Raw genomic sequence first — 17,053 nt, forward strand, 5'->3', positions numbered from 1 at the left:
GCAAGAAGGGTGGTTGATGAAATAGGTGAAGCCGCGTTTACTGATGATTAACAATAAACAGTGATTTACAGGCAGGGCAAAGTAATGTCTGGTTTTGACGAATTTTGCTGGCTGCATGAGATGAACGGTGTCCACACAACGGGCACGTTACCGTCGATGTCGTTGCCGTGTTAATACGCTTCATAACATCACTAAGAAATGACATGGTACAGGCCTCACAGAATGAGAAAATAATTTTTTATTTCGGCTTGGTTGTTTTTGTAAATTCTTTTATCCAGTTATTGTACAGATCGACCATTGCTACAAGATCTGTTCCCGGCGAAACGTCACGGATAAATAATTTTGCTTTATTTTCATTAACATCAAAGGCATACAGTGATATTTTTGCATTAAATGTTCCATGATCTCCATCCTGGACAATACTGGCATGATCAAATTTGATCAACGGCCATTTTTCCAGACGAGAGAAGAGATGTTTTTTATCCATAACTCTCCGAATTAAAAGAGAAATAAACCCATCACAAAGAAAATGGCACTAAAAATAAATAACCATATCGTTACCCGGCTTGATGATGCTCAAGGGCTAAGTTTAATCTTTGAAGGGTATTTATAAATCAGCCTTCTTATATCACTCTATACCCAGCTCCTGACAATGTCGTGTTAAATCCTTAAAATATCGAATTACACCTCAATCTCTGTTTTAACGGCATATTGCGGCTGTTGAGCGTATTTCTGCTGAGCTAATCAGAACATATCACTGCCATTTTGGTTTTTTATTAATTTTAACAATCTAAAAACCATAAAAAACCCTGGGAAATGAAGTTTTATCCCAATTCTCATAAGAATTTTCTCAGAATGAATGTATTTTTAATCTTTTTTATCAATTTTTAATTTAAATGCATCTGTCGCAATGTTCTTAAAAACAGCCAGTTGCTAAAACCCCGCGCTTCGCCTGAATGCAATAATAACGTCATTTATTTACCGCCCCTCTTTTTTATCGTTCTTTTATTGTGAAGTACGCCAGGCTTGTTAGGTCAGCAACCTCATTATTTCTGTCATTTATTGGAAGAGACATATTATGACAATTAAAACGCTTGAAGATCTTTTTATTCATGAATTATCTGATGTTTATAGTGCAGAAAAACAGATATCCCGTGCATTGCCAAAAATGGCACGGGCAGCGACAGACGAGCAATTGGTCGCTGCTTTTAAGCTGCACCTGGAGGAAACGCGCGGACAAATTGAGCGTATCGATCAGCTGGTGGAGATAACGGATGGCGTAAAAATCAAGCGCATGAAGTGCCACGCTCTGGAAGGTCTGGTGGAAGAGGCGCAGGAGATTATCGACTCCGTTGAGGCAGGCCCGGTACGCGATGCGGGCTTAATCGGGGCCGCGCAGAAAGTGGAGCATTACGAGATAGCGACTTACGGCACGCTCTCGGCGCTGGCCACCAAACTCGGCTATAAAGAGGCGGCTCAACTGCTGAATGAAACCTTGCAGGAAGAAAAAGACACGGACGATAAGCTGACAGCCATTGCACAACAGCAATCGGAGTGAGTTATGTTCAGACAGGGGCAGAACGACAACACACGATGACTGCAGGATAGTAAAGCGCGCGGGCTCCTTCGGGGGCCTTTTTGCCATTCAACGATCCCGTCACCGTTCAGTATGCCAGGCTTAAAGAGTGGCCTGATGGCCAGATAGCATCAACATGAAATGAAAGGACGTGCGTGCATGAAGGCATTTGACTACCAGCAGGATTTTAAACGGATCGACTTTCGCCAGCATCCTGAGCAATACCAGGTCGGACGCGGTGAGCAAGGGGTATTGATGGTTGAACCTTACAAAAGTGAGATTCTGCCGCACTGGCGGTTCAGAACCGTAGCTCTGGCTGAAACATCGTCCGAAAAGATCCTGTCATTGTTTGAAGACTACCGCACTCACGATGATTTTGTCGGTATGGACATGGCCCGGAAGTTTATACAGATGGGCTACACGCGTGCCCGGCGTTATGCCAATCATAAAGGCGGGAAGAAATACGATGCCGATGGCAAGCTGCTGCCTTATGAAGTGAATGAGGAGAAAGCGGCTGCCGCCGCTGTATTTAAAACCTGCTGGGATAAGATCCGCGCCGATAAAGATTATCTGGCGCGTAAGAAAAAACATCAGCAGGCGTTTGGCTAGCGCGCTGTGTTCCGTTGTAACCCGAGTGAAGCCGATAATCCTACGCGGGTGAGGTATTCTTCCAGCGCGGAAATCTGCTCCGTGGCGATAATCGCGCCGATATAGCCATCCGGGCGCACCAACCCTCGACGCGTTCCCGCTATGTAAGGCGTTTAGTCAGATAATGACGCTGCTTTCCTGGGTCGGGAAAATCGGGCAATGTCAGTTGTAGTACAAATCCCTGCTTTTCATAAAAGGGCAGTGCCTGAAAGCTGAAGGTATCAACGAGAACATGCTGTGCACCTTTTGATTTCGCTTCTTCTTCCGCTATCTGAATCAGTTGAGCGCCAACGCCCGCGCCTCTGATATTTTCGCTGACCCATAAATAGTCAAGCGACAACCAGATCCCCACCAGAGACGCCATCACTCCCCCGACAATAATGCCCTGTTGGTCGCGGCAAAAAACGCCGACGGGTCCCCAGCCGCTTTTATCAATAAACTGGCGGTTATATCCTCTTAGTCCCTCCAGCAGCGCTTCTCTGTCTGCCTCAGGGATATCGTCCACCCGGGTAAATTCCATACATCACTTCCTCTGATATTGTGACCATTACGTGATGATTAAGTAACTAAATAAACTGTTTTGTTTAACAAACCCTGCCGATAACTAAGCGATTTTCTTAAACAATTGTTGTTCAACAACGGAAGGTTATCCAATGAAAAAGTTGTTTGTTTACTTTGAAAATATGCGCGTTGGGAAAAAATTGATGTCCGGTTTCGGCATTGTGTTGATCCTCAGCATCGCTGTTGCTCTCTGCGGCATTAAGAATCTTAATGATATCGCTGGCCGGGCAGAGAAAGTTCGTATGCTGAAACTCGTCACCGATCAGTTTGCGCTGGCGAAGGATACACGTATGCAGTTTATTAAAACCCATGATGAGCAGTTTATCATCGCTAACGATAAGCACTTGCAGCAAATCGAAACCCAGATTGGCCTGCTGAAAAAGCTGCCCTGGCACCCTGAGCAACTGACGTTGCTCAACAGCCTGACTGGACTGATCGCGGAGTATCGTGATAAACGAACACAAACGGTGCTTGAAACCCAAAAACGCCGTCAGATAGCGACAGAGCTTTCGATCAGTGACGAGAAAAATGCAATCTCACAGATATCCTCAGGCTTTGCAGGCCGGGCTGATGCGGCAGCGCTGGAAGCGGCACTGTCTGAAGTGAACAAGCATCTTGATGGTGTCTCAACCCGCTTAACGCTGCTGGAATTACAAAATACGGAAGCCGCGCAGAATGCATTAACCGGCTTCCTCGCAGAGTCCGTGCAGTTAATACAAAATCTGGTGCCGCAAATGACGCCAGACAACAGCGAACGTTTACAGCACATCGCCAGTTTACTGAATCAGAAAAAAGAGAGCGTGGCGGGCTATCGCAGCTCGTTCCTGACAGAGCAGGAGGCGACAAGCGCGCTGGCGAAGGCAGGATCAACCCTCACGACCATCGGCGGTCAACTGTTTGAAGACGAGATCGGTGCCACACAAACCGATATCGACGACGCCATCTTCTGGATGACGATCATTCTGCTGACGGCGGTGATCATGGGCGTAGCCACCACACTGGTTATCACGCGTCAAATCACCACGCCGTTATCCGCCATTCTGGCCTTTACCCAGCGTATTTCTGGTGGGGACCTCAGCACCAGCCTGACCACCTCACGCCGTGACGAGATGGGGACACTCACTAATGCCATCGGCGGTATGAATGAAGATCTGCGCCGCATCATTGGTGATATTCGCAACGGCGTTTCACAGGTGAACATGGCTTCTGCCGAGATTGCCGACGGCAATAATGATTTGTCTTCAAGGACAGAAGAGCAGGCTGCCGCACTGGAGCAGACCGCTGCCAGCATGGAGCAGTTAACCGCTACGGTGAAGCACAACGTTGATAATATCCACCACTCCACCAGCCTTGCCCAGACCACGGCGGAAATGGCCAATAAAGGCGGGAAAATTGTTACCCAGGTGACCGAAACCATGCGGGCAATTACGGCCAGTTCGACAAAAATCAGTGATATCACCTCAGTCATTAACAGTATTGCGTTCCAGACCAACATTCTGGCGCTGAATGCCGCTGTTGAAGCTGCGCGTGCCGGGGAGCAGGGGCGCGGTTTTGCTGTGGTGGCCAGTGAAGTCAGAAATCTGGCGCAGCGGAGCGCCGAGGCAGCGAAAGAAATTGGCGGGCTGATTGAGGCATCGGTCAGGCAGATCGATCTGGGGGCCGGGCTGGTGGAGCAGGCAGGGGGCACCATGCGTGACATTGTCACCTCTGCGGAGAGCGTGACCGGCATTCTACAGGAGATTGCTCAGGCATCAGATGAACAGAACCGGGGCATTTCGCAGGTAGGCGTAGCGATTAACGAGATGGATAATGTGACGCAACAGAATGCGGCGCTGGTAGAGCAGTCGTCATCAGCGGCAAATTCCCTGCGCGATCAGGCGGAAGGTCTGCTGCATTCCGTTTCGCGCTTTACCACCACAGCATAAGACGGTAATGCTCTGAACCGAACTCCGGCAGAGAGCGCTGCCGGGGGGCTGGCCGCATCAGGGTTTGTGCGGCCAGGCCCCGGCGGGGGTCCCATTAAGTAGCGGCCGGGCAAACAGATACCCCTGGAAATGGCGGATGCCTGCGGCTTCCAGCCAGCGCCACTCGGCAGCGGTTTCCACGCCTTCGGCCACCACGGTGATCTCCATCGAGGCGCAGCAGTTTATGATAGCCTGAACAATCGCCTGCTTGGGACCATTGGTATGAATGGCTTCTATCAGACAGCGGTCTATCTTCAGCTTTTCCGGCTGTAGGCGGGCCAGCAGTGATAACCCGGCAAATCCCGCCCCAAAATCATCAATCGCCAGGCTGATCCCGGCATAACGCAGCTGGTGGATGGCTTTTTCAAACTCATCAAAGCGGGAAATAAACTCATCTTCTGTCACCTCAACCACCACCTGTTCCGGTACCAGGCCATTACGGGCGATTTGTTCCAGCAATATATCCACCGCACCAGGCACCATCACCAGCGACATCGGCCGCAGATTCACCGCGATTTGCGCGCTGCCAATATCCATCTGCCTGGCCAGCGCAAAAGCGACATCTTTGGCATGGAGATCGGCTTCGTAGAGTTTATCGGCCGGAATGGTGGCGAAATAATCCGCGGGGGACCCGCCGGAAGCACTGCGGATCAGGGCTTCCAGATAGCTTATTTTCCCTGTCCCCGGTTCCACGACCGGCTGTAATGCAAACTGGCAGGCCACCCGTTCAGATGCCACCGGCGCGACCTGGACTGATGGTGCCCGGCACTGAAAATCCCACTGGGCGCTGTCATCAGGCAGGGCCAGATTATTTTTACGCGGGCCTTTGACAAACGTCTGGATGAATTTAAACACCCGATCACCGTAAGTCAGCAGGTATCTGGCGGTGCCCTGGCTCAGGACCTGCTCAATGATTGCCTCAGCGCTGGCATTGCGCATATCAATCACCGCCATGCCCAGCTTGCCGAATCGACGATCCGGCGCATAATCACGCATCAGCTGCACAATCTGGGTGTGCCGGGAGTCAGCACAGACGCGGTGGAACACCTGGTCAATCGACTCGGAAGGGCCTTCCAGTATCTGAAAGAAATAGTCCCCGTCGAAAAGCAAAATCCCGGTGATATTGACCTTTTCATTAAAACGTTGCGCTTTCGCCGCAAGCCGTTCCAGAAATTGCGGGCTGACGCTTTTGCACACGCGACTACGATAAATAAGCGTCGTTAACATACGTTCCGGACCTGATAGAGAGGTGAGCTATTTTGTCTTAGAGAATGAATCTATCGCAGACTCCTCCTTTGCCGCAAGCAAGCGTTGATGCGGATGGACGTAAAAAAACCGGCCCGAAAGCCGGTTGAGGGAGCGTGCCAGTCTATCAAGTGATAACAGCCTGTCCGGCAAGGGGGGAAACACACCGGATCAGGAGAGGTGCAAACTCACCTCCAGATTACCCCTGGTGGGCATCGAATTTTTTCCAGGTTTCCGTTAAATCAATGACCTGACGTGTTTTTCTTGCTTCATCAATCTTAATGGCGGTCAAACCGGCTTCCAGTGCATCTACCACGGAGACTTTCAGCGGCGTTCCCTGAGTGATGTGTTTGACGATCTCTTCCGCCATCAGTGCATCGGCACCGTAATGACCGTCGTACGCATTGCCACCGTAAGAGGTATCCACTTCTTTTTCGCCCGTACGCGCGTTGTGAACGCGGAAGTAGTTACGCACAAAGTCCCCTTCGGCCATTCCATCGGTGCCCATCACGCAAAAACGGCGGAACTCGTCAGGCACATTCAGATTGGCATGGAAGGACAGGGTGGCACCGTTGGCGTATTCAATAATCGCTGTCTGGTAGTCAACAATATCAGCGTCGCTGTCAAAGACGGCATCCGTGCTGGACCAGCCGCTCGGTTTCTCGTGATAAATCTCGGATGCTGCGGTGATCGCACCCTGCGGGGCATGTTGGGGAGTGAACGACTTACGGCCGCCAAAGCTGGCCACCCGCACCGGGCGTTCAGCCATCAAACCCTGATAGAGGTCGATATCATGGCAGCATTTTTCCAGAATGTAGGGACCGGCATACTTCTCGAGACGGCGCCAGTCACGCTGGAAGAAGGCACCGTGGTAAGGCTTGATGTGCTCGGTGGCTTCCATCGAGGTGATTTCGCCCAAACGGCCTTGATCGCGGGCGGCCAGCAGATCGTGGTAGAGCGGGGAGTAACGCAGTACCAGACCGACCAGAATACGGTCCTTGCCGTACTGGCGCACCAGCTTCGCCATCTCCATCGTCTGTTCTTCGTTAATCACCACCGGCTTTTCAGTGAACACGCGGTAACCCGCGGCCAGCGCCTGGCGAATATGTTCCAGATGCATAAAGTTAGGGGAACCCACCAGAATCAGATCGAGTTCACCCGCTTGCAATAATGCCTCGATGGAATCAAAGGCCGTACCGGGTGCAATACCGAAGCTGGCCAGATTAGGCAGACCCGCCGGGGCGGGATCAAAATAGCCGGCGATTTCAAACGATGGGTCGGCTTTGCTGAACTCGTGAACCACATGGGACAGGCGAAAACCCAGACCGATAATGCCTACTTTCATGTTAAAACCCCTGACGGAAATGCATGAGCGTGAGGTGAAGGCCAGTTAACCGTATGCAGACAGGTTCGCTGGAGATTATCTGACCACCAACTTATTACGGCAAGAAAACTAATGTCAACACGCGCACTGAGACATTTCACCAGGTTAGTAGTTAATGCATTGTTATAAAACATTTTTAATCAAGGTGATTTTCGTCATATTTATTTGTTATTGCGATTTAAGTTTTTTTCACCTATCGTTCGGTCAATAATGAAACAACGATTCACAGCGATTAACGTGGGAGCAGCCCGTGCATTCTGACTATCTCCTTGGTATTGACGGCGGTGGCACACATTGCCGTGCAAGGCTGACCGATAAACAGGGCATTCTACTGGCCGAAGTGACGGGGGGCGCGGCCAATGTCTGGTCAGACTACGCACAGGCTATCGACAGCGTTGAACAGTTGATCGCCCGGGTGATGGCCACGGCGGGCCTTCCGCCTGATGCACTGAAAAAAACCGCGCTGGTGGCGGGTCTGGCAGGGGCTAATGTCGCCTCCGTTGCGGCGCAGCTGGCAGACTGGCAGCCCGCCTGTGCCTCTTTGCAGGTGCTGAGTGATGTTGAGATCGCCTGTGCAGGCGCTCACGCAGGCAGCGCGGGTGCGGTGCTGATTGTCGGCACCGGCAGTCAGGGTGCCGCCTGGGATGGTAAACGCTTTACGCTGCTGGGCGGCTGGGGATTTGCGCTTTCCGATCAGGGTTCGGGGGCCGAACTGGGCCGTCGGGCGTTGCGGCAGGCGCTGCTGGCGCATGAAGATCTCATTGTCAAAACCGACTTTACCCAGACCGTGATGGCGCGTTTTCAGCACAGTGCGGAAACCATGCTGTTGTGGACGCGTACGGCAACGCCGGGCGACTGGGCACGTGTGGTGCCTGAGGTGTTTAGCGCTGCCGCCGCGCAAGATCCTCATGCGGTAAAATTAATCCGGCAGACTGCCGATGATATTGCGATGATAGTCCGCCGCCTGCGCCTGCTGAGCAGCGGTCATATTGCACTGATGGGCGGGCTGGCTGCGCCGATCGAACGCTGGCTGGATGATGATATCCGGGCGCTGCTGGTGCCGCCGCAACAGGATGCACTGGCAGGCGCATTGCTGCTGGCCCACTATCACGCCTCATTTGCTGAATAAGGGAACGATGACAGCGCCAAATGTAACCGCGCGCATTCTGCGCCTGATTGTTGAAAACGCCCCGATCAGCCAGTCCGACCTGAAAGTACGCACCGGGCTGAGCATGTCGACGGTCTCACAGGCCACTAACCGGCTACTGGCTCAGGAAATTATTCAGGAGTTGGGGCTGCGGCGGGTGTCGATGGGACGGCCTAAAACGCTGCTGGGACTGAATCCTGAACGCGCCAGCGTGGTCGGTATTCAGCTCAATGCTGAACGCAATCTGATCGTGATGACGGATCTCAACGGGAACTTACTCGGTGAACAGCAGATCCCGTCGGGCGCCATGACGCCACGCCAGCTCAGTGATGCGCTGGCGAAATTTTTACGTGGCGTGGAGGGAAAGCGCGTCAGTGCCATCGGGCTGGCGCTGTCCGGGCTGGTCGACGCTGAGCAGGGTATCTGTATCCGCTCTAACGTGCTGGACTGGGATAACGTGCCGATTGCGCAACTGCTGTCCGAGCGTTTCTCGTTGCCGGTGTTTATCGAGAATGATGCGAATGCGATGGCGATGGCTGCCATGGTGTTTGGTCAACTGGGCAATGTGCAGTCTGCAGTGATTGCCACCTACGGGAAAGGGATTGGTGCCGGCATTTTGCTGGATCGCCAGCTTTATCGTGGCCGACATGGTAAAGCGGGGGAGATTGGTCATGCACTGCTGGGTGATGGCTCGATGCGTCTGTTGGAGGATGTCGCTTCTTCCCGCGCTATTCTTCAGCGTCTGGCTTCAGGTCAGGCAAGCAAATCAGTGACGCTGAAGTCGCTGGACGCGGCACCCACGCCGGACGCGCTGGCGGCACTGGAGGAAGCGGGGCGCCATTTAGGCATTTCGCTGGCCAACCTGTCGATTGCTTATGATCCTGACGTGGTGTATCTGGCGATGGAGCCGCAGATGGCCTCGCGCATCCTGCTCGACCATATTACCCTCAACTTCCAGGCTTACCGCCTGAAGCTGACGCCGCAAACCACCCCCCTGCAATTTTTGACTGAATCCAGCCGTATGTGGGCGCTGGGGGCGGCCGGTTTTGCGATCAATAAGCTGTTGGATTTGCTGGCGGCGCAGGCGAATGACGAGGCAGAGAATCCCGTTAGTTAGTGCTGACGTTGTCAGGACAGGGGGATTTTTCTCTCCGCGTCTGATTTCGGTCGACCCGAAAGGCCAGGTCAAGGTCTTAAGGTCAAGGGCGTTTCGCTTTCCCACTTCGTGGGCGAAGCGACCTAAGGGCGGCAGTCGCCCCGCCCTTAGGAATCCGGGCTTGCGGCAGGCACTGCGCCCGCTTGCAGCGGGTGCCTTCGCAAGCGTTGCTCACCGACGGACCGTTCGTGACGTCACATCCCTGTGCCGACACGCCCTTTCACCGCCCTCCTGGCGGTTCATCCTGGTTCACATCGCTTCCTCAGCGCAGCTTAATTGCCGCCTCAACATCAAAACCCAGGTCAAAATCTAAGAAATTAAAACACCAACAAAAACCCAAAATGGTTCTTTTGTGTTTGGTTTATTTTTAGTCTGTCTTTGATTGTTCTTTTGAAGTAGATTTTGACCTTTGAGCGGCAATTAAGCCTCGCCGAAGGAGAGTGGATTTCCAGGACAAGCCAACAGGACGTTGGCGAGAGGGCGTGTCGGGACAGGGATGTCCCGTCACAACCAGTCCGTGCGGAAAGCCAGTCGACTGAGGGAATCCACGAAGTGGACGATGCGCCTGCCGCAAGCCCGGGTCCCCAGGGTGGTGGCGATTGGTCACCCTGGGTCGCTCAGCCCGCGCAGCGGGAAAGCGAAACGCCCTTGACCTGGCACTTGACCTGGCCGTAGACGTTGACCCGGCCGTCAGGCCCCGTCAGCGCACTCGCTGTCCCTGCTCATCGAACACCAGACAATGCGTCGGCGGGATCACCCATTCCACCCGTGTACCGATCTCCCGCTGATGCACTTCGCGTTCCTCCACCACCAGCATCTGCTCATCACCGGTATTCAGATAGAGATAGTTAGTGTGCCCCAGCAGCTCACAGTAAGTCAGTTCCGCACTGAACTGCGAGGGGCTGGCGCTGTCTTTCACCGGCTGGAAGTGCTCAGGGCGAATACCCAGGCGCATTTTCTGCCCTTCGTGGCAGGGGGTATTCAGCGCCAGCGTCAGATTATCAATGCCCAGCGACGGCAGACGCAGTTGCACCTGGCCTTCACGGGTCGCAACCACCTGGGCATCAATAAAGTTCATCTTTGGCGAACCAATAAACCCGGCGACGAACAGATTGTCCGGGTTGTGATAAAGATCCAACGGTGTACCCACCTGTTCAATGCGCCCCTGACGCAGCACCACAATGCGATCTGCCAGTGTCATCGCTTCCAGCTGATCGTGGGTCACGTAAATCATCGTATTCCCCAGGGAGGCATGCAGGCGGGCAATCTCAATACGCATTTGAAGGCGCAGTTCCGCATCCAGATTCGACAGAGGTTCATCGAACAGGAAAATACGCGGTTGGCGAATAATGGCACGCCCGATGGCCACACGCTGACGCTGGCCGCCTGAAAGGGCACGTGGATGCCGATCCAGCAGTTCGGTCAGATGCAGTTTTGCCGCGGTTTCGGCAATGGCGCTGGCGATCTCGGCTTTAGGCCGTTTGGCCACCTCAAGCGGATAGGCCAGATTGCCGCGCACTGTCATATTCGGGTACAGCGCATAGGACTGAAAGACCATCGCCACACCACGTTCGGTCGCGTGACGCTGGGTCATATCCTCTTCATCAATCAGCAACTGACCACCGCTGATCTCCTCCAGCCCGGCAATCATTCTCAGCAACGTGGACTTACCGCAGCCAGAGGGGCCGACAAACACCACAAACTCACCGCTGTTAATCGTCAGGTCGATGCCTTTGATGACACTGATGTGATCGTAAGACTTTTGAACGTTCTGCAATCGCAAACTGGTCATGAACTGCCTCACTCAAAGTAACTGGCCCATATAAATGGCATTGCTGCGCAGCAGAGGCTGGAAGCCCAGGCGCTGATAGAACGCGCACACCTGTTCATTTTGCAGGCTGACGCCGAGATGCACACCACCGACACCCGCTGCACGCAGGGCATTCAGCTGATGTTCAATCAGTTTGCGTCCCCAGCCCCCCTTTTGTTGTGCAGGTAACAGATTGATATGGAGATGGGCAGGATAGAGCGTGACCAGCGCCTCGGCGGCAGCATCAGGATGGCGAATACTGTTGAGCACGTTGGCATCCAGCGCAGCCTCAGGCTGACGCTGGCGATATTTTTCCTGTAATTCAGGCCACCATACGTTGTTCAGCGTGGCTTCAAAGGCGCGCGTATCAGGGGCGGCAACCACATAGCCCATCACCTCACCGTCCACATCCAGCACGAACGCGAAGTCGGGCGCAAAGCGCGCATAGGGAACAGCAAAACGTTGCCCGGGATACTCCGGGTCGGAATAGAGCGCACTGGCATCAACCCCCGCATTCGCCGTTTGCAGGCAAATTTGGTAGAGCGCCGGGTAGTCGTCCGGGGTGGCTGCACGGATCACAGGGTCATTATTCATCATCAATTCTCGTTGGTCAGCAGATGAGCAATTTCAACGTTAATGAATGCCGACTTAGTTTTCAAGATGAAATAATTGCGTGACATCACAAAGCGGACGTAATAGTGCATCATTCTGCTCACCGATAACCACCGTCATCCGCTGATACGCCTTTAGCACTGCGGCCTGCGTCTTTTCTGGTGTAGTGGCACCCGCAACGCGACCGGAAAATATATGATTTTCGTATGGTAAAACAGGGGGTTAGTTTTCCCCAGTTTTTATCAGCTTAAGATGCTGGCAACAGGGAGATAAGCGGGGTGAATCACAGGCTATCGACCGCGCCTGCGCGATGGCATGCTGAATAGGTGCACAATATGTTGCTTTTATGCACGCGCTCACAGCGCTGTAAATCGCTACAGGTGGTGTTTGACTTTATTTTCCTATTAAAGTAAGTATGAAGGGGTGCATTAATAATCGTAGATTCAATCTGCGGGATTGGCAGATGTCGACATGAAAGGATGCCCATTCAGTGATGGAGAAACCGAGCACTATGTCTAGTTCATCCGTTCGTTCGTCCCAGTTTCGTACTTCAGTGCGCCTGCTCTCACGTTTGATCGCGGCCGGCGCGCTGGTCGGGTGTATGGCGCAAAGCGCCCATGCCGTCACGCTTAATGAATGGGATATCTATAACTATCCTCAGCAGACCGCCGCAGTTGATGAAGGGATAAAAGAGTTCTCACAGAAAAACCCGTCAATTGTGATCAACCGATCCGTTCACTCGTTTGAAGATACCCGCATCCCGCTCAAGCTGGCGCTTACCGCTGGCGATGGCCCGCAGATTGCCCAGGTGAATCAGGGCGGCGGCGATATGGGGTCATTGGTGAAAGACAAGCTGCTGGTGCCGCTGGACGATTATGCCAGCACCTATGGCTGGACCAAACGCTTCCCGGATTCCATCCTGAAACGTAACCGCTGGTCCAACACGCAGGACTTCGGCAGCGGTAAGCTGTATGGCGTGGCAAGCCTGGGGGAGATGGTCGGGCTGTATTACAACAAAGCGCTGCTGGATAAAGCCGGCATTGCCGTGCCGAAAACGCTTCCTGAACTGGAAAGCGCAATGGCCAAACTGAAAGAGCAGGGCGTGGCCCCGATGATGCTGGGTCTGCTCGATGGCAATATGGGCCAGCAGATGCTGAGTACACTCTGGCAGGCACAGATCGACAGTAAGGATCGTAAAAAGCTGGATGACCTTATCTATGATGTTGGTGGCACCTTTAAAGATGACAAGCTGAGCCGTGCGGCAACGATGATGAAGGACTGGAATGAAAAAGGGTACTTCTTCCCGGGCTTCCAGGGCATTGGTAACGATGATGCAGCAACACTGTTCCAGAACGGGCAGTCAGCCTTCCTGATCAGCGGGACCTGGTATCTCGGCCAGTTTAAAGATAATAAAGATCTCCACTTTGCTGCGATGCCTGCAGGTGAGGGGGTGCAGCATGCGCTTATGGTCGGGGGTACCGATTTAGCGTTCTCCGTGACCAGCACGGCGAAGGATAAAGCGCAGCAGGATGCCTCGGCGAAGTTTATCGACTATATGGTGTCAGATGCCATGGCCGACCGCTGGTTAAAAGCCGGTTTCCTGCCGGCCAGCTCCAGTAAGAATGCCCAGGTTCCTGCGGATAACGTGCTGCTGAAAGAAGCCTGGCAGGTGTGGTTAACCCTGAATGAGAATGACGGACTGGGCCACTATGTTGACTGGGCGACGCCGACCATGAACGCGGAGCTGAATCAGAATGTTCAGCTGCTGCTGGGAGGGCGTCAGACGGTCGATAAGATGGTGACCAATTTCGATAATAACTATCAACGCTACCTCAAAAGCATGAAACATTAAGCCGCATTGCCCGGCAATCCTGCCGGGCAGTCAGACGTTCTGGCCTGTGAGTCCGTTTATGTTGAATCTAAGCCCCTGGCGTAATTTTCTTTATCTTCTTCCTGCGGTGCTGGTGTATGGCGTCTTTTTACTGCTGCCATTGCTGGCCTCGCTGGGTATCAGCTTTACCGAATGGGACGGTACCTCGTCCCCGGTATTTGCCGGTATCAGCAACTATATGCGGATGTTCAGCGATCCGGTGTTCTGGATTGCGCTGGGGAACAACGCCCTGCTGATGCTGTTTTATACTCTGCTACCTATTGGCATCGGGCTGCTGCTATGCAGTTTCCTGAATGATATGCGCAGCAATACGGAACGCAGTCTGCTGCGCATCCTGTTTTTCCTGCCGTACATCATGCCGATGGCGGTGCTGGGCGTTGTATGGCGCTGGCTGTATAACCCGGCCTTTGGCCCCATCGATCAGCTGTTGCGCGCTATCGGCCTGCCTCACCTGGCGCTCTCCTGGCTGGGCGATTTTACCTGGGCGCTGCCCGCCGTTGGCATGGTCGCGACCTGGTATTTCTTCGGTTTTTGTCTGGTGCTGTTTATGGCGGGCCTGCAACGTATGGATCCGTCACTGTTGGAAGCGGCCGATCTTGATGGCTCGTCAAGACGACAGAAGTTTATGCGCATCACGCTGCCGGGGTTAAGACCTGAGGTGCGTATCGCACTGCTGCTGACGGTGATCGCCAGCCTGAAAACCTTCGACCTGGTGTATGTGATGACGCAGGGCGGCCCCGGCACCTCGACCATGGTCACCAATATCTTTATGTATAAGCAGGGCTTTGACCTGCACTATTTCGGCTATGCCTCTTCGGTGGCGGTCTTCAGTATGGTGATCGTCTTACTGATTAACTGGCTGATTCATCTGGCGTTAAAGGAGCGTTAATCATGCACAAAACGCCGGTAAGTTCCCGTGCGCTGATCTGGGTAGTGGCGTTGCTCACCGTGCTGCCGTTTATGCTGGCGCTGCTGACCTCATTTAAAACACAGATGGAGCTGTTTCAGGGCGTGTTTACGCTGCCCGGCTCTTTCAATGTGAAAAATTACATCACGGCCTGGCAGCAGGGGCATTTTAATGTCTATTTCCTGAATTCTGTGCTGGTGGTCATCCCCGTGGTGGTGTGCAGTATTTTTCTCGGCATTCTGGCGGGGTTTGGGTTCGCCTGGTTGAAGATCCCCGGTAAGAAAGTGATTGCCGCGATGTTTGCCCTCGGTATGGTGCTACCGAGCGAGGCGTTTATCATTCCGCTTTACCATGAGTTGCGCTGGATGGGGCTGACCAATACCTATCTGGCGCTGATCATTCCGCAGATCGCGCTGTCGCTGCCGTTTACCACGCTGATGATTGCCAGTGCGTTTCAGCAGGTGCCGAAAGAGCTGGTGGAAGCGGCGGTGATGGACGGCGCATCACGGGTAAAAATTCTCTGGGGCTTGCTGGTGCCCGCCATCGGGCAGACGCTATCAACGCTGGCGCTGCTGCTGTTTATCTGGACGTGGAATGAGTTTTTGATGCCGCTGATTCTGGTGAACAAAGATGAGCTGCGCACGCTACCCATCGGCATGATGCTCTTCCAGAACCGCAACACCATTGATATTCCGGTGCTGATGGCCGGCGCGATGATCGTTATCCTGCCGTTAATGGCGGTGTTTTTAATCTTCCAGCGCAAGTTTATCAGCGGCGTGACCGAGGGCGCGGTGAAATAGGGGGGGTGATACCCCCATCCTGCTAACATCGGTAAATTTTGCCTGGGGTTAAAACGTGTTAGCCGGATATACTGCGCGCAAACTTATTCAATGACTCTGCGGGTAATGCAAAAAAAATACTCATCCCCTTTGATTGCACTGCACTGGCTGACGGTGTTTCTGCTGCTGCTGGCTTATGGTTCCATTTTGATCAGCGACTATGCACAGCCGGGCACCTGGCACGGTTATGCTATTGCAGTGACCCACGTGACCGCCGGGGCAACAGTGCTGATTACCATGATCATGCGCTTGATGATCCGTCTGCGCAAACGATCGCCCGCGATTATTCCCGCGCCGAAACGCTGGCATACCGCGCTGAGCCATTTAACCCATACCTGCATTTACGCCCTGTTCATTTCCCTGCCCGCGCTGGCACTGACCTCCCATTACTTCTGGGGCGGGGAGTGGAGCCTGTACGGACTGCCGATGCCCGTGGCCGCCGTACCCGATACTGAACTGTCGGAAACGCTGATCCACTGGCACACCGTACTGGCGCCCCTCGGCTACTGGCTGATTGGTTTACACGCGCTGGCGGCGCTGGTGCATCACTATATTTTTCGTGATAACACCCTGATCAGGATGATGCCATCACGGCAATAAGGCTGACCGGACGGTGGCCCGGCCGCCAGAATCCCTGAGCTTATTCCACGGCAGGTTTCGCCGCGACATTCCGCTGTTCCCACTCCTCGCTGCTCAGGGTTCTAATATCGAACTGGTCGCGCGTGCGGGTATAGGTGTGCCCGCCCATACGGCCAACGGCATCCATCAACTGCTGATCGATATGCAGGTTTTCCAGGTTAACCGCATCGCTGCGGACATAAACGCCCAGCACTTCGCCGAGAATAATCTCGCGTGCCGGGCCCACTTGTAAAGTGGTATGGCGGCGGCACTCCAGCGCGGCCGGGGCGGCCAGAATCCGCGGACTGCGTACCATTTCACCGGGTGTGGTTTCCAGCCCGGCTAACTCAAGTTCGTCCACCTCCGGGCCAAACTTGATGGCGCAGATCTCCATCTGTTCAACCAGTGCATCATCCACGATATGCACTGTAAACTCTCCGGTTTCACGGATATTACGCGCCGTATCTTTAAAACGCATATCCGCATAGTTTTCCACGCCGATGGCGACAATCGCCGGGTCATGCGTCAGTACGTTAAAGAAGCTGAACGGCCCGGCATTGGGCATACCGTCCTTGCTCAGGGTGGTGACCAGCGCGATAGGGCGCGGGATGACCGTCCCGATGAGCAGCTTATAGCGATCGCGTTCGCCCAACTGGGCAAAGTCAAACCAGGTATGTCCCGGCATATTTTTCATT

17 protein-coding genes are annotated in these 17,053 nt (G+C 53.6%); 9 read left to right on the forward strand and 8 right to left on the reverse strand.

Translation table 11 applies throughout. The features are described 5' to 3' along the window. Positions 1-37: 37 nt before the first annotated feature. Positions 38-205 (reverse strand): YnfU family zinc-binding protein, encoded by a 168-nt coding sequence (locus tag WH279_RS22770; protein ID WP_213202360.1) that lies wholly within the window; start codon positions 203-205, stop codon positions 38-40. 33 nt (positions 206-238) lie between these two features. Then, the gene (locus tag WH279_RS15860; RefSeq protein WP_339457668.1) at positions 239-487 is read right to left on the reverse strand and encodes a hypothetical protein; all 249 of its coding nucleotides are present in this window, start codon (positions 485-487) and stop codon (positions 239-241) included. A gap of 591 nt (positions 488-1,078) precedes the next feature. On the opposite strand from WH279_RS15860, the gene WH279_RS15865 reads away from it, so the two are divergent. Together WH279_RS15865 and WH279_RS15870 are read left to right on the forward strand one after the other, a co-directional pair. Further along, positions 1,079-1,558: a YciE/YciF ferroxidase family protein gene (locus tag WH279_RS15865; protein ID WP_159338158.1), complete on the forward strand. Its 480-nt coding sequence runs from the start codon at positions 1,079-1,081 to the stop codon at positions 1,556-1,558. A 177-nt stretch (positions 1,559-1,735) separates the two neighbouring features. Beyond that, positions 1,736-2,185: a DUF4385 domain-containing protein gene (locus WH279_RS15870; protein ID WP_339457669.1), complete on the forward strand. Its 450-nt coding sequence runs from the start codon at positions 1,736-1,738 to the stop codon at positions 2,183-2,185. 139 nt (positions 2,186-2,324) lie between these two features. Here the strand turns inward: WH279_RS15870 and WH279_RS15875 are convergent, their stop codons facing one another. Next, the gene (locus WH279_RS15875; RefSeq protein ID WP_200642045.1) at positions 2,325-2,744 is read right to left on the reverse strand and encodes a GNAT family N-acetyltransferase; all 420 of its coding nucleotides are present in this window, start codon (positions 2,742-2,744) and stop codon (positions 2,325-2,327) included. Between the two features lie 133 nt (positions 2,745-2,877). Between WH279_RS15875 and WH279_RS15880 the strand changes: the two genes are divergently transcribed. After that, the gene (locus WH279_RS15880) at positions 2,878-4,710 is read left to right on the forward strand and encodes a methyl-accepting chemotaxis protein (protein ID WP_339457670.1); all 1,833 of its coding nucleotides are present in this window, start codon (positions 2,878-2,880) and stop codon (positions 4,708-4,710) included. A gap of 57 nt (positions 4,711-4,767) precedes the next feature. On the opposite strand, the gene WH279_RS15885 is transcribed toward WH279_RS15880, so the two are convergent. Then, a complete protein-coding gene (locus WH279_RS15885; protein WP_339457671.1) occupies positions 4,768-5,976 on the reverse strand; it encodes a diguanylate phosphodiesterase in 1,209 nt (402 codons plus the stop codon). Between the two features lie 217 nt (positions 5,977-6,193). Then, positions 6,194-7,339, reverse strand: a complete 1,146-nt coding sequence (locus WH279_RS15890; protein ID WP_171148527.1) for a Gfo/Idh/MocA family protein — start codon at positions 7,337-7,339, stop codon at positions 6,194-6,196. Between the two features lie 289 nt (positions 7,340-7,628). On the opposite strand from WH279_RS15890, the gene WH279_RS15895 reads away from it, so the two are divergent. Beyond that, positions 7,629-8,507, forward strand: coding sequence for a BadF/BadG/BcrA/BcrD ATPase family protein (locus tag WH279_RS15895; protein WP_339457672.1), 879 nt, complete (start codon positions 7,629-7,631; stop codon positions 8,505-8,507). A gap of 7 nt (positions 8,508-8,514) precedes the next feature. After that, positions 8,515-9,642, forward strand: coding sequence for an ROK family transcriptional regulator (locus WH279_RS15900; RefSeq protein WP_339457673.1), 1,128 nt, complete (start codon positions 8,515-8,517; stop codon positions 9,640-9,642). Positions 9,643-10,381: 739 nt separating this feature from the next. Here WH279_RS15900 and WH279_RS15905 read toward each other — a convergent pair. Together WH279_RS15905 and WH279_RS15910 are read right to left on the reverse strand one after the other, a co-directional pair. Beyond that, on the reverse strand, positions 10,382-11,473 hold the full coding sequence (locus WH279_RS15905; RefSeq protein WP_167863949.1) for an ABC transporter ATP-binding protein: 1,092 nt from the start codon (positions 11,471-11,473) through the stop codon (positions 10,382-10,384). Positions 11,474-11,485: 12 nt separating this feature from the next. Next, entirely contained in the window at positions 11,486-12,085 is a 600-nt protein-coding gene (locus tag WH279_RS15910) for a GNAT family N-acetyltransferase (RefSeq protein WP_339458738.1), read from the reverse strand. Positions 12,086-12,614: 529 nt separating this feature from the next. Here WH279_RS15910 and WH279_RS15915 point away from each other — a divergent pair. The 4 genes from WH279_RS15915 (at position 12,615) to WH279_RS15930 (ending at position 16,340) form a co-directional block, all read left to right on the forward strand. After that, positions 12,615-13,955: an ABC transporter substrate-binding protein gene (locus WH279_RS15915; protein WP_339457674.1), complete on the forward strand. Its 1,341-nt coding sequence runs from the start codon at positions 12,615-12,617 to the stop codon at positions 13,953-13,955. 58 nt (positions 13,956-14,013) lie between these two features. Beyond that, entirely contained in the window at positions 14,014-14,883 is an 870-nt protein-coding gene (locus WH279_RS15920) for a carbohydrate ABC transporter permease (RefSeq protein ID WP_133846545.1), read from the forward strand. Between the two features lie 2 nt (positions 14,884-14,885). Beyond that, complete coding sequence (locus tag WH279_RS15925) at positions 14,886-15,701, forward strand: carbohydrate ABC transporter permease (RefSeq protein ID WP_133846546.1); 816 nt, start codon at positions 14,886-14,888, stop codon at positions 15,699-15,701. A gap of 105 nt (positions 15,702-15,806) precedes the next feature. After that, positions 15,807-16,340 (forward strand): cytochrome b/b6 domain-containing protein, encoded by a 534-nt coding sequence (locus WH279_RS15930; protein ID WP_339457675.1) that lies wholly within the window; start codon positions 15,807-15,809, stop codon positions 16,338-16,340. A gap of 40 nt (positions 16,341-16,380) precedes the next feature. Here the strand turns inward: WH279_RS15930 and WH279_RS15935 are convergent, their stop codons facing one another. Continuing rightward, positions 16,381-17,052, reverse strand: a complete 672-nt coding sequence (locus tag WH279_RS15935; RefSeq protein WP_339457676.1) for a flavin reductase family protein — start codon at positions 17,050-17,052, stop codon at positions 16,381-16,383. Between the last annotated feature and the right edge of the window lies 1 nt (position 17,053).

Origin of the sequence: Erwinia sp. MYb375 (genome assembly GCF_037479175.1) — a bacterium.
Taxonomy (GTDB): domain Bacteria; phylum Pseudomonadota; class Gammaproteobacteria; order Enterobacterales; family Enterobacteriaceae; genus Erwinia; species Erwinia rhapontici.